Genomic DNA, 13,250 nt, shown 5'->3' with positions numbered 1-13,250 from the left:
AATCGGCGTTCGACTTAGAGACCGTAGCTCATCAGTCGATCGTAACGGCGCTTCAACAGCGCTTCGTTGTCGAACTTCTTCAGCATCGCCAGTTGCGAGCTCAGCTCGGCGCGGATCGACGCAGCGGCAGCTGCCGGATCACGGTGGGCGCCGCCCAGTGGCTCGCTGATCACCTTGTCGACAATGCCCAGGCCTTTCAGGCGCTCGGCGGTGATGCCCATCGCTTCAGCGGCATCCGGCGCTTTTTCGGCGGTTTTCCACAGAATCGAAGCGCAACCTTCCGGCGAGATCACCGCGTAGGTCGAGTACTGCAGCATGTTCAGCTGATCGCAGACACCGATTGCCAGTGCACCGCCGGAACCACCCTCACCGATCACGGTGGCGATGATCGGGGTTTTCAGGCGCGACATCACGCGCAGGTTCCAGGCAATCGCTTCGCTCTGGTTACGCTCTTCGGCGTCGATACCTGGATAAGCACCCGGGGTGTCGATGAAGGTCAGGATCGGCATTTTGAAACGCTCGGCCATCTCCATCAGACGGCACGCCTTGCGGTAGCCTTCCGGACGCGGCATGCCGAAGTTGCGGCGTACCTTCTCGCGCACTTCACGGCCCTTCTGGTGGCCGATGATCATCACCGGCTGGTCTTCCAGACGTGCCACGCCGCCAACGATTGCCGCGTCGTCGGAGAAGTGACGGTCGCCGTGCAGTTCGTCGAACTCGGTGAAGATGTGCTCGATGTAGTCCAGGGTGTACGGGCGTTTCGGGTGACGCGCCAGGCGTGCGATCTGCCAGCTGGTCAGCTTGCCGAAGATGTCTTCGGTCAGCGTTTTGCTCTTGTCCTGCAGGCGGGAGATCTCATCGCCGATATTCAGCGAATTGTCATTACCGACCAAGCGCAACTCTTCGATCTTGGCTTGCAGGTCGGCGATCGGCTGTTCGAAATCTAGAAAATTCGGGTTCATAGGCGTCCGTCTTGGGTCGTGTCCCAAATGAGCTTGGGCCGGCCGGTTGTCTATTCGCGCCCTACCTTAAGGGAGAGGCGCGCTGAGGTCGAGATTAAAAATTCAGGTTTCAGGCAAGCGCAATGATGGCACCTGCCGGTCAACGGTATTGGAGGAAGACGTTGTCTCGCCCGAACTGGTCACGCAGGGCTTGAATCAAGGCATCCGCCGGGTCGATCCGCCAGGTCTCGCCGAACTGCAGCAAGGTCTTCGCATCGGGACTGGTGTATTCCATGGTGATCGGGCACGCCCCGCGATGACGCTTGAGCAAATCCCCCAACCAGCGTAGCTGATCGCCTTTCAAATCCTGAGTCTGCAGCTTCAAACGCAGACTCTCGGCCAGGTTGGTGCGCGCATCTTCCATGCTCATCACGCGCTTGACCCGCAGGCGCAGGCCGCCGGAGAAGTCGTCGTTGCTGACCTCGCCTTCGACCACCACCATTGCATCGGTCTGCAACAGCGACTGTGCGGAGTGGAACGCATCGGCGAACAGCGACGCCTCGATCCGCCCCGAGCGGTCGTCGAGGGTAATGAAGCCCATCTTGTCGCCCTTCTTGTTCTTCATCACCCGCAGGGCAATGATCATCCCGGCCACGGTTTGCGTGTCGCGGGCCGGCTTCAGGTCGATGATGCGCTGCCGGGCGAAACGGCGGATCTCGCCTTCGTATTCGTCGATCGGGTGACCGGTCAGGTACAGGCCCAGGGTGTCTTTCTCACCTTTGAGACGTTCCTTGAGGGTCAGCTCCTTGGCCTTGCGATGCGACGCATAAACGTCGGCGTCTTCCTCGACGAACAGCCCGCCAAACAGATCGGCGTGACCGCTGTCGTGGGTACGCGCGGTTTGTTCGGCGGCCTTGATCGCCTCTTCCATCGCCGCCAGCAGCACGGCGCGGTTACGGTCGATGTTGGCCTGATAAGCCTTTTGTTCGTCGTGAAAGTACGGGCCGAGGCGATCCAGTGCACCGCTGCGGATCAAACCGTCCAGCGTGCGCTTGTTGATGCGTTTGAGATCGACCCGGGCGCAGAAATCGAACAGATCCTTGAATGGACCTTCCTGACGCGCTTCGGTAATTGCCTCAACCGGACCTTCGCCGACGCCTTTGATCGCCCCGAGGCCATACACGATGCGGCCGTCGTCGTTCACCGTGAACTTGAACTCGGAAGTGTTCACGTCCGGCGCGTCGAGGCGCAGCTTCATGGTGCGCACTTCCTCGATCAAGGTCACGACCTTGTCGGTGTTGTGCATATCCGCCGAGAGTACCGCGGCCATGAACGGCGCCGGGTAGTGGGCTTTCAGCCAGGCGGTCTGGTACGAGACCAGGCCGTAAGCGGCGGAGTGGGATTTGTTGAAGCCGTAACCGGCGAATTTCTCTACGAGATCGAAGATGTTACCGGCAAGGTCGGCGTCGATATTATTGGTCGCGCAACCTTCAATGAAACCGCCACGCTGCTTGGCCATTTCTTCCGGTTTTTTCTTACCCATCGCCCGACGCAGCATGTCCGCACCACCGAGGGTGTAACCGGCCATGACCTGGGCAATCTGCATCACCTGTTCCTGATACAGGATGATGCCGTACGTCGGCGCCAATACCGGCTTGAGGCCTTCGTACTGGTAGTCCGAGTGCGGGTACGCCAGTTCGGCGCGACCGTGCTTACGGTTGATGAAGTCGTCCACCATGCCGGACTGCAGCGGGCCCGGACGGAACAACGCCACCAGTGCGATCAAGTCTTCCAGGCAGTCGGGCTTGAGCTTTTTGATCAGCTCCTTCATGCCGCGGGATTCAAGCTGGAACACTGCTGTAGTTTCAGCTTTCTGCAACAGCGTGTAGGTCGGTTTGTCGTCCAGCGGGATAAACGCGATATCCAGCGGCGGCTCGTTGACCTTGGCGCGGTCGCGGTTAATGGTTTTCAGCGCCCAGTCGATGATCGTCAGGGTCCGCAGACCGAGGAAGTCGAACTTCACCAGACCGGCGGCTTCAACGTCGTCCTTGTCGAATTGGGTTACCAGACCGTCGCCGGCCTCGTCGCAATAGATCGGCGAGAAGTCGGTCAGTTTGGTCGGCGCGATAACCACGCCACCGGCGTGCTTACCAACGTTACGCACCACGCCTTCGAGCTTGCGCGCCATCTCCCAGATTTCTGCCGCTTCTTCATCGACCTTGATGAAGTCACGCAGGATCTCTTCCTGCTCGTAGGCTTTTTCCAGGGTCATGCCGACTTCGAACGGAATCATCTTCGACAGACGATCCGCCAGGCCGTAGGACTTGCCCTGCACCCGCGCCACGTCGCGCACCACAGCCTTGGCGGCCATGGAACCGAAGGTGATGATCTGGCTCACCGCGTTGCGGCCGTATTTCTCGGCCACGTAGTCGATCACCCGGTCACGACCGTCCATGCAGAAGTCGACGTCGAAGTCGGGCATCGAAACCCGTTCCGGGTTAAGGAAACGTTCGAACAGCAGGTCGTATTCCAGCGGATCGAGGTCGGTGATCTTCTGCACATAAGCTACCAGCGAGCCAGCACCCGACCCCCGGCCAGGACCTACTGGCACGCCGTTGTTCTTGGCCCACTGGATAAAGTCCATCACGATCAGGAAGTAACCGGGGAAGCCCATCTGGATGATGATATCCAGCTCGAAATTCAAGCGATCGACGTAGACCTGACGCTTGGCTTCGTAGTCTTCGGTGGTGTCCTTGGGCAGCAGCACCGCGAGACGCTCTTCGAGACCGTCGAAGGACACCTTGCGGAAGTATTCGTCGATGGTCATGCCATCGGGGATCGGGAAGTTGGGCAGGAAATGCGTGCCCAGCTTCACCTCAATGTTGCAGCGCTTGGCAATCTCGACGGTGTTTTCGATGGCGTCGGGAATGTCGCTGAACAGCTCGGCCATTTCCTCGGCGCTTTTGAGGTATTGCTGATCGCTGTAATTCTTCGAACGCCGCGGATCGTCGAGGGCACGGCCCTCACCGATGCATACACGGGTTTCGTGGGCCGCGAAGTCTTCCTGCTTGATGAAGCGCACATCGTTGGTCGCCACCAGTGGCGCGCCGAGCTTGTCGGCCAGGGCCACGGCGCCGTGCAGTTGTTCTTCGTCATTGGGACGGTTGGTGCGCTGGATTTCCAGGTAGAAACGATCCGGGAACACCGCCATCCATTCACGCGCCAGCGCTTCGGCTTCGGCCGGGTTGCCGCCGATCATGGCCATGCCGATCTCGCCTTCTTTGGCGGCGGACAGCATGATCAGGCCCTCGTTGGCCTCGGCAACCCACTCGCGCTCGACGATGATCATGCCGTTGCGCTGGCCTTCGATGAAGCCGCGCGAGATCAACTCGGTGAGGTTGCGATAGCCCTTGGCGTTCATCACCAACAGACTGATGCGGCTCAGCGGCGCATCCGGATCCTTGTTCGACAGCCACAGGTCGGCGCCGCAGATCGGCTTGATGCCTGCGCCCATGGCGTTTTTATAGAATTTGACCAGGGAACACATGTTGTTCTGGTCGGTGACCGCCACCGCCGGCATGTTCATGCCGGTCAGGGCCTTGACCAGTGGCTTGATCCGCACCAGCCCGTCGACCAGGGAGTATTCAGTGTGCAGGCGTAGATGAACGAATGAAGCCGGCATAGTGATCCTGTCCAGTTACATAGAGACAACAAGGCCCGGATTGTACCGGGCCTCGAACAAAACATCAGCCTTGCGACTAAACCTGCGTCAGGCCTTCCAGCGCCTCGTAAGCCTGACGCACCGGGGCAAACGAGCGCCGGTGAATCGGCGTCGGCCCGAGCCGGGCCAACGCTTCCAGATGAACGGGCGTCGGATAGCCTTTATGGCCGCCGATGCCGTAACCCGGGTAGATCAGTTCGAACGCGGCCATTTCACGGTCGCGGCTGACCTTGGCCAGAATCGACGCCGCCGCAATCGCGGGAACCTTGCCATCACCCTGCACCACCGCTTCGGCGCGCATCGGCAGTTTCGGGCAGCGATTGCCGTCGATCATCGCCAGTTTCGGCTGCACATGCAGGCCAGCCACAGCGCGCTGCATGGCCAGCATGGTGGCGTGGAGGATGTTGAGCTCGTCGATTTCCTCGACTTCGGCGCGGGCGATGCACCAGCTCAGGGACTTCTCGATGATCTCGTCGTAGAGCTTTTCGCGTTTGGCTTCGGTGAGTTTCTTCGAGTCGTTGAGGCCAAGGATCGGCCGGTTCGGGTCGAGAATCACTGCTGCCGTGACCACCGCACCGCATAACGGGCCGCGACCGACTTCATCGACACCGGCGACCAGTTCCTCGACTTCGGCGACCAGGGTGAAATCCAGGCCCATCTGCATAATTTTCTTGCTCATCGTGATTGACCGATCAGGTTGAGGACGGCGTCCGCCGCCTGATTGGAAGCGTCCCGCCTCAGCGTGCGATGAATCTCGTCAAAGCCGCGGGTCTGCTCTTCGCCACCGTCGATCAAGGGCGACAGTGTCTGCGCCAACGCCTCGACTGTCGCATCATCCTGCAACAGTTCTGGCACCAGCAGCCGCTGAGCCAACAGGTTTGGCAGCGACACATAAGGGCTCTTGACCATGCGCTTGAGAATCCAGAACGTCAGCGGCGCCAGGCGATAAGCCACCACCATTGGCCGTTTGTACAGCAGCGCCTCAAGCGTGGCCGTGCCGGAAGCGATCAGTACGGCATTGCACGCCGCCAGGGCCAGATGGGATTTGCCGTCGAGCAGGGTCACCGGCAGGTCGCGGCCAACCAGCAGCGCTTCGATCTGCGCACGACGCTCGGCATTGGCGCACGGCAGGACGAAACGCAAACCCGGGTGCATGGCACGCAGGCGCTCGGCCGTATCGAGGAAAAGTGCACCGAGACGGCCGACTTCGCCCCCCCGACTGCCCGGCATCAACGCGACCAGCGGACCGTCGGGCAGGCCCAGTTCGGCACGCGCCGCAGCGCGATCGGCTTCCAGCGGGATGGTATCGGCCAGCGTGTGACCGACGAACCGGACCGGCACGCCCTTCTCTTCGTAAAACCTGGCTTCGAACGGCAACAGCGTCAGCATCAGGTCGCAGCCTTCACGAATCTTCAGCACGCGCTTCTGCCGCCACGCCCATACCGACGGGCTGACGTAGTGCACGGTTTTGATTCCGGCCTGACGCAGCTTGAGTTCGATATTGAGGTTGAAGTCCGGGGCATCGATACCGATGAACACGTCCGGTTTCGCGGCGATCAGCGTGGCGATCAGATCCTTGCGACGCTTGAGCAATTCGCGCAACCGCCCAAGGACTTCCACCAGGCCCATGACCGACAGGCGCTCCATGGGAAAGCAGGACGTCAGCCCCTCGGCCTGCATCAAGGGCCCGCCGACACCGATGAACTCGACCGCCGGGTGTTGTGCCTTGAGGGCGCGCATGAGACCGGCGCCCAAAATGTCACCGGAAGCCTCACCCGCTACCAGCGCAATACGCAGATTGGCCATGATCAGCGGGTGATGCCGCGAGTCGACGACAGGATGGAGTCACGGAACATTGCGACTTCCGGGAACTGGGCAGCAGGTTCGGCCAGTTCCGCCAAAGCCTGTTCAACCGTCAACCCCTGGCGATAAACAGTCTTGTAGGCGCGACGCAAGGCGTGAATCGCCTCTTCGCTGAAACCGCGACGGCGCATGCCTTCGAAGTTCATGCTGCGGGCTTCGGCCGGGTTGCCGAACACGGTGACAAACGCAGGCACATCCTTGCCGATCGCCGTGCCCATGCCGGAAAAGCTGTGGGCGCCGATGTGGCAATACTGGTGAACCAGGGTGAAGCCGGAGAGGATCGCCCAGTCATCAACATGAACATGGCCGGCCAGCGCGGTGTTGTTGACGAGGATGCAGTGATTGCCAATGACGCTGTCGTGACCGATGTGGGCATAGGCCATGATCAGGTTGTGATCGCCCAGGGTGGTTTCGGAACGATCCTGTACCGTGCCGCGGTGAATCGTAACGCCTTCACGGATGACGTTGTGGTCACCGATCACCAGGCGGGTTTCTTCACCCTTGTATTTCAGATCAGGCGTGTCTTCGCCTACCGAGGAAAACTGGTAGATACGATTGTGCTTGCCGATGCGGGTCGGGCCTTTGAGGATCACATGCGGCCCGATCACGGTACCCTCGCCGATTTCCACACCTGCGCCGATGATCGACCACGGGCCGACCTCGACGCCGTCAGCCAGAACGGCCGACGGATCGATGATTGCGCGAGGGTCAATCAAACTCATAGCTTGCGTTCCGCACAGATGATTTCAGCCGAGCAGACCGGCTTGCCATCAACCGATGCCTGGCATTCGAACTTCCAGATCTGACGCTTGCAGCTGATGAATTTCGCTTCCAGGATCAGTTGGTCGCCCGGCAGCACTGGCTGGCGGAAACGCAGTTTGTCGGAACCGACGAAGTAGTAAAGCGTGCCATCGGCCGGCTTCACATCAAGCATTTTAAAACCGAGGATCCCGGCAGCCTGAGCCATCGCTTCGATGATCAGCACGCCCGGCATGATTGGATGCGCCGGGAAGTGACCATTGAAGAACGGTTCATTGATGCTGACATTCTTGTAGGCGCGAATGCGCTTGCCTTCAGTGTCCAGTTCCACCACCCGGTCCACCAGCAGGAACGGGTAACGGTGAGGCAGGTATTCGCGAATCTCGTTGATGTCCATCATTTCGGGGGGAAGCCTATGTAAAGATTGGGAGCGCGACTGACGCGCACTCCTCTAGCAAATCAAGGAGGCAGTCTAGAGGCTGTGCACACTTGATATGGAAATGGTATCAGCCATCTGATGAAGCATTACCGTCAGGGGTCACTTCCCCTACGCGCTTTTCCAGTTGTTTCAACCGTCGCGCGATATCGTCGAGCTGACGGATGCGGGCCGCGCTTTTGCGCCATTCGGCCGCCGGTTGCATGGCTGTTCCAGAAGAATAGGCACCCGGCTCGGTAATCGAGTGGGTCACCATGGTCATCCCGGTCAGGAAAACGTTGTCGCAGATATCAATGTGCCCAACCAGGCCGACACCACCGGCGAGCATGCAGTGCTTACCGATTTTGGTGCTGCCGGAGATCCCCACGCACGCGGCCATGGCGGTGTGATCACCGACCTGGACGTTGTGGGCAATCTGGATCTGATTGTCGAGCTTCACGCCATTACCGATCACGGTATCGGCCAACGCACCGCGGTCGATGGCGGTATTCACGCCAATCTCCACATCGTCGCCGATGGTCACGCCACCGATCTGGGCGATTTTCTGCCAGATACCCTTCTCGTTGGCAAAGCCGAAGCCTTCACCACCGAGCACCGCACCGGACTGGATCACCACGCGCTTGCCGATGCGCACGTCGTGATACAGCGTCACTCGCGGAGCAAGCCAGCCGCCTTCGCCGATTTCGCTGCGCGCGCCAACTACGCAATGCGCACTCAGCGTCACGTGGGCAGCAATCCGCGCGCCCGCCTCGATCACCACGAACGGACCGATGCTGGCGGTTGGATCAACCACGGCATCCGCCGCAATCACCGCTGTCGGGTGGACACCCGCTGCGGCTTTTGGCTTGGGATCGAACAGATGAGAAATGCGTGCGTAAGCCAGATAAGGATCCGGCACCACCAATGCATTACCGGCAAAGCCTTCGGCATCGGCCGCTTTGAGCAACAGAGCTGCCGCCTGCGAGCCCGCCAGGTATTTGCGATATTGAGGGTTTGCCAGAAAGCTCAACTGAGCTGGGCCAGCCTCTTGCAAAGTGGCTAGCCCAGTAATTTGCGTCTCAGGGTCGCCACGCAAGGTGGCGCCGAGGAACTCGGCCAACTGGCCGAGCTTGATAGTCACGGTCATGGGTTACTTCAGCTGATTCATGCGCTCGATGACCTGGCGCGTGATGTCGTACTGAGGTTTGACATCAATCACTGCGCCACGCTCGAACACCAGGTCAAAACCACCTTTCTTGATGACTTCTTCCACTGCGCTATCCAGTTTCGGCTTCAGTTGCTTGAGCATTTCGCGGTCGGCAACGGCTTTGGCTTCGTTCAGTTCCTTGGACTGGAACTGGAAGTCACGGGCCTTTTGCTTGAATTCAAGCTCCAGACGCTCACGTTCGCCTTGCTGCATTTTGTCGCCACCGGCCATCAGACGGTCCTGAATGCCCTTGGCGCTGCTTTCCAGCGTCTTCAGCTTGGTCAGTTGCGGACCGAACTTCTTCTCGGCATCCACGGCGTATTTCTTGGCCGCGTCCGATTCCAGCAAGGCCATCTGATAGTTCAGAACGGCAATTTTCATGTCGGCAAATGCCGGGCCTGCCACCATCAAGGAGGCCAGGAGAACCAATTGAGTCAACTTACGCACGATGCACTCCTACAAAATCCATTGTCGTTATCTTGGGTCAGACGCTTAGAACGTCTGGCCGAGGGAGAATTGGAACACTTGGGTTTCAGCGTTATCCGGTTTCTTGACAGGCATCGCCAGGGCAAAACTCAGAGGACCCAGTGCGGTGACCCAGGTCACACCCACACCAACGGAACTGGCCATGTTGCTCAGGCTGATGTCGTTGCACTGCGTGGATGACGTGGAGCCTGCGGTCGCGTTGGTGGTCTTCTGGCATTTGGAATCGAATACGTTACCCACATCCCAGAATACCGAAGTACGCAGGGAGCGCTGATCCTTCACGAATGGCAGCGGGAACAGAACCTCTGCACCACCCTGAATCAGCACGTTACCACCGAATGGCAATGGATCCTGATCCGGGTCGGCAATCGTACCGGCGTTACCGGTAACCCCCTGACCACGACTCGGCGTACTGCGAGGACCCAAGGTGCTGTCCTTAAAGCCACGTACCGAGTTGAAACCACCAGCATAGTAGTTTTCATAGAAAGGCAAGCCATCGGTCGAACCGTAACCGTCGCCATAACCCAGCTCGGTGTGCAGACGCAGGGTGTAGTTCTCGGTGATCGGCTGGAACAGCTGGCCACGGTAGTCGAGTTTGTAGAACGACAGGTCGCTGCCCGGAATCGTGGTTTCCAGCGTCAGGCTCTGCGAACGGCCACGGGTCGGCAATACGCCCTTGTTCAGGGTCGACTCGGACCAGCCGGCCGAAGCCTTGAAGTTCAGATACTGATCGCCTTCCTTGTTAACGAAGTCGAAGATCTCGTCAACGGTGTACTGACCGGTCTTGATCTTGTCCTGTTGAGCGGACAGACCGAAGGTCAGGCGCGAAGTCTCGCTGATCGGGTAGCCAACGTTCACACCGGCACCCAGGCTGTCTACCGCATAGCTGGCTACGTCGATGTTGAGATCTTTGTAGTCGGTGGTGCGATAGAACGCGTTGTAGCCCAGGCTCACGCCATCGGCGGTCCAGTACGGGTCAACGTAGCCGAAGTTGTAGCGGCTCTGGTATTCGCTTCGGGTCAGGCCGACGCTGACGCGGTTACCGGTACCGAGGAAGTTGTTCTGGGTGATCGAACCACCGAGGATCAAACCGGCGCTCTGGGCGAAACCGACGCTGGCGGTAATCGAACCGGAAGCCTGTTCTTCAACGGCGTAATTCACGTCAACCTGATCGTCGACACCCGGAACGGCCGGCGTCTCGACGTTCACTTCTTTGAAGAAGCCCAGACGCTCAAGACGGGTCTTGGACTGGTCGATCAGGTAGGTCGAAGCCCAGCCACCTTCCATCTGACGCATTTCGCGACGCAGCACTTCGTCTTCGGACTTGGTGTTGCCACGGAAGTTGATGCGGTTGACATAGGCACGCTTGCCCGGATCGACAGCAAACAGGATGTCCACCGTGTGATCGTCGTCATGCGGCTGAGGCACACCATTGACGTTGGCGAAGGTGTAGCCCTCGTTACCCAGGCGACGGGTGATCAGTTCGGAGGTGGTGGTCATCAGCTTGCGCGAGAACACCTGGCCCTTCTGCACCAGCAACAGGGACTTGACCTGGTCTTCAGGGACTTTCAGGTCACCGCTGAGCTTGACGTCACGAACGGTGTACTTTTCACCTTCGGTCACGTTGACGGTGATGTAGACGTGTTTCTTGTCCGGGGTGATGGACACCTGGGTCGAAGCGATATCCATGTTGATATAGCCGCGGTCCAGGTAGTAGGAACGCAGACGCTCCAGGTCACCGGAAAGCTTTTCACGGGCGTACTTGTCGTCGTTCTTGAAGAACGACAACCAGTTGGTGGTTTTCAGTTCGAACAGGTCGGTCAGGTCTTCTTCAGGGAAAACCGTGTTGCCCACCACGTTGATGTGCTGAATGGCGGCAACGGTGCCTTCGTTGATCTTCACTTTCAGACCAACGCGGTTACGCGGCTGCGACACCACTTCGGTATCGACGGTAGCCGAGTAACGACCTTGCGCGACGTACTGGCGCTGCAGCTCGTTACGCACGCCTTCGAGGGTGGCACGCTGGAAGATCTCGCCTTCGGCCAGACCGGATTGCTTGAGGCCTTTCATCAGGTCTTCGGTAGAGATCGCCTTGTTACCTTCGATCTCGATACTTGCGACGGATGGACGCTCGACAACCGTGATTACCAGAACGTTGCCTTCGCGGCCCAGCTGGATATCTTGAAAGAAACCGGTTTTGAACAACGCACGAGTGGATTCCACCAGGCGACGATCATCCGCCTGCTCGCCGACGTTCAACGGCAAGGCACCAAAGACACTACCCGCGGAGACCCGCTGGAGGCCGTTGACGCGAATATCAGAGATAGTGAAGGACTCGGCGTGAACTTCGGCGATCATCAATACGGTGAGAACCGCAGTTAGCAGCAGACGTTTCATGAAGTCCTTTCTTATTCCAACTGGCAATAAACAAACTGCCGCAAAATGCGGCAGATTCGCAATTCAGCTAAGCGTTACAGTCGACCCAGATCGTTGACCAGAGCAAGCAACATCACCCCGACCACCAAACTGATACCGATCTGTATCCCCCAACCTTGCACCCGATCCGACAAGGGACGACCACGCGCCCACTCGATCAGATAAAACAACAAATGCCCCCCATCCAGTACAGGGATGGGCAGCAAATTCAGAACCCCCAGGCTAATACTCAGATAAGCAAGGAAATTCAGGAAATCAGCGACGCCCGACTGGGCAGAAGCGCCCGCCACTTTAGCAATGGTTATCGGTCCACTCAAGTTTTTTACCGAGAGCTCGCCGAACAGCATTTTCTTCAGCGAATCCAGCGTCAGAATGCTCATGGTCCAAGTGCGACGGGCACCCTCGCCAATAGCGGCCAACGGCCCGTAACTGACCTCGCGGATCATCTCTGGCGGCCAGTCGACCGCTTTCACGCCTGCGCCCAGATAGCCGCTTGGCGACTTGCTTTCACCACGCGCCGCCAAAGTCACCGGGACGTCGATTTGAGCACTGTCGCGCTCGATGCGCAGCATGATTTTGGTATCAGGACGCGTACGAACCGTATCAACCACTTGCTGCCAGTCATTGAGCGCCTGCCCATCAAGGGCCAGCAACCGGTCACCGGTCTTGAGCCCGCCAGCCTGTGCCGGCCCCTTCGGGTCAAGCTCGGCCAGCACCGGCGGCAGGGCCGGACGCCATGGACGAATACCCAGCGAACGAATCGGATCGGGCTCATCAGCACCCTTGAGCCAGTTATCCAGAGCCAGCGTTCGCGGCGAATCGGCGCTCGAGCCTTGTTCGCGCACCAGCAATTGCAGGGAACCACTCTCACCGAGGCGGCGCACCAGTTGTAGATTCACGGCAGCCCAACCGGAAGTCGGCTCACCATCAATCGCGACGATTTCCTCGCCCGCGCTCAAACCGGCCTTTGCCGCAATGCTGCCGGACTCGACTGCACCAATGACCGGACGCACCTGCTCGCTGCCCAGCATGGCCAGCACCCAGAAAAACACCAGTGCCAGGAGGAAGTTGGCAATCGGGCCGGCAGCGACGATGGCGATGCGCTGACGCACGGACTTGCGATTGAACGACTGATGGAGCTGATCGGGTGGAACCTCGCCCTCACGCTCGTCGAGCATCTTGACGTAGCCACCCAGCGGAATCGCGGCAACCACGAACTCGGTGCCCTGCCTGTCGTGCCAGCGCAACAACGGCATGCCAAAGCCCACGGAAAAACGCAGAACCTTGACGCCACAGCGACGCGCGACCCAGAAATGGCCGAATTCGTGAAAGGTGACCAGCACACCCAAGGCGATCAGGGTGCCGGCAATCATATAGAGCGCGCTCATCTATTTTCTCCGCAATCCCGTTCAGTGCCGCGTG

The 13,250-nt window shown here is 59.2% G+C and carries 10 protein-coding genes; all 10 read right to left on the bottom strand.

Annotation, left to right across the window (positions count from 1 at the left end; genetic code table 11):
* Window positions 1-14 precede the first annotated feature (14 nt).
* Window positions 15-962, bottom strand: a complete 948-nt coding sequence (locus tag ACXX9E_RS11320) for an acetyl-CoA carboxylase carboxyltransferase subunit alpha (protein ID WP_123465099.1) — start codon at window positions 960-962, stop codon at window positions 15-17.
* A gap of 139 nt (window positions 963-1,101) precedes the next feature.
* Complete coding sequence (dnaE, locus tag ACXX9E_RS11315) at window positions 1,102-4,623, bottom strand: DNA polymerase III subunit alpha (protein ID WP_128615930.1); 3,522 nt, start codon at window positions 4,621-4,623, stop codon at window positions 1,102-1,104.
* A gap of 76 nt (window positions 4,624-4,699) precedes the next feature.
* Complete coding sequence (gene rnhB / locus ACXX9E_RS11310) at window positions 4,700-5,326, bottom strand: ribonuclease HII (protein ID WP_064586190.1); 627 nt, start codon at window positions 5,324-5,326, stop codon at window positions 4,700-4,702.
* Window positions 5,327-5,337: 11 nt separating this feature from the next.
* A complete protein-coding gene (lpxB, locus tag ACXX9E_RS11305) occupies window positions 5,338-6,468 on the bottom strand; it encodes a lipid-A-disaccharide synthase (RefSeq protein ID WP_123465095.1) in 1,131 nt (376 codons plus the stop codon).
* 2 nt (window positions 6,469-6,470) lie between these two features.
* On the bottom strand, window positions 6,471-7,247 hold the full coding sequence (gene lpxA, locus ACXX9E_RS11300) for an acyl-ACP--UDP-N-acetylglucosamine O-acyltransferase (RefSeq protein ID WP_123465093.1): 777 nt from the start codon (window positions 7,245-7,247) through the stop codon (window positions 6,471-6,473).
* Window positions 7,244-7,684: a 3-hydroxyacyl-ACP dehydratase FabZ gene (gene fabZ / locus ACXX9E_RS11295; protein WP_003222142.1), complete on the bottom strand. Its 441-nt coding sequence runs from the start codon at window positions 7,682-7,684 to the stop codon at window positions 7,244-7,246. Before fabZ ends, lpxA begins: the two co-directional genes overlap by 4 nt.
* A 106-nt stretch (window positions 7,685-7,790) precedes the next feature.
* Window positions 7,791-8,846, bottom strand: coding sequence for a UDP-3-O-(3-hydroxymyristoyl)glucosamine N-acyltransferase (gene lpxD, locus ACXX9E_RS11290; RefSeq protein ID WP_123465092.1), 1,056 nt, complete (start codon window positions 8,844-8,846; stop codon window positions 7,791-7,793).
* Between the two features lie 3 nt (window positions 8,847-8,849).
* Window positions 8,850-9,353: an OmpH/Skp family outer membrane protein gene (locus ACXX9E_RS11285; protein ID WP_007908849.1), complete on the bottom strand. Its 504-nt coding sequence runs from the start codon at window positions 9,351-9,353 to the stop codon at window positions 8,850-8,852.
* 45 nt (window positions 9,354-9,398) lie between these two features.
* Entirely contained in the window at window positions 9,399-11,789 is a 2,391-nt protein-coding gene (bamA, locus tag ACXX9E_RS11280; protein WP_128615929.1) for an outer membrane protein assembly factor BamA, read from the bottom strand.
* A gap of 74 nt (window positions 11,790-11,863) precedes the next feature.
* Window positions 11,864-13,216 carry a sigma E protease regulator RseP gene (gene rseP / locus ACXX9E_RS11275; protein ID WP_458555436.1) on the bottom strand — a complete coding sequence of 451 codons (1,353 nt, stop codon included), beginning with the start codon at window positions 13,214-13,216 and terminating at the stop codon, window positions 11,864-11,866.
* Between the last annotated feature and the right edge of the window lie 34 nt (window positions 13,217-13,250).

The sequence above is a fragment of the Pseudomonas sp. GNP014 genome (assembly GCF_054344005.1).
The sequence above is the reverse complement of the archived record's forward strand: the minus strand, read 5'-3'. Positions and strand labels throughout refer to the sequence as shown.

Excerpts from the sequence above, each read along its gene's own strand:
- rnhB (WP_064586190.1), bottom strand. The coding sequence starts at position 5,326 with ATGCAGATGGGCCTGGATTTCACCCTGGTCGCCGAAGTCGAGGAACTG.
- lpxA (WP_123465093.1), bottom strand. The coding sequence starts at position 7,247 with ATGAGTTTGATTGACCCTCGCGCAATCATCGATCCGTCGGCCGTTCTG.
- fabZ (WP_003222142.1), bottom strand. The coding sequence starts at position 7,684 with ATGATGGACATCAACGAGATTCGCGAATACCTGCCTCACCGTTACCCG.
- ACXX9E_RS11320 (WP_123465099.1), bottom strand. The coding sequence starts at position 962 with ATGAACCCGAATTTTCTAGATTTCGAACAGCCGATCGCCGACCTGCAA.
- dnaE (WP_128615930.1), bottom strand. The coding sequence starts at position 4,623 with ATGCCGGCTTCATTCGTTCATCTACGCCTGCACACTGAATACTCCCTG.
- lpxB (WP_123465095.1), bottom strand. The coding sequence starts at position 6,468 with ATGGCCAATCTGCGTATTGCGCTGGTAGCGGGTGAGGCTTCCGGTGAC.
- lpxD (WP_123465092.1), bottom strand. The coding sequence starts at position 8,846 with ATGACCGTGACTATCAAGCTCGGCCAGTTGGCCGAGTTCCTCGGCGCC.
- rseP (WP_458555436.1), bottom strand. The coding sequence starts at position 13,216 with ATGAGCGCGCTCTATATGATTGCCGGCACCCTGATCGCCTTGGGTGTG.
- bamA (WP_128615929.1), bottom strand. The coding sequence starts at position 11,789 with ATGAAACGTCTGCTGCTAACTGCGGTTCTCACCGTATTGATGATCGCC.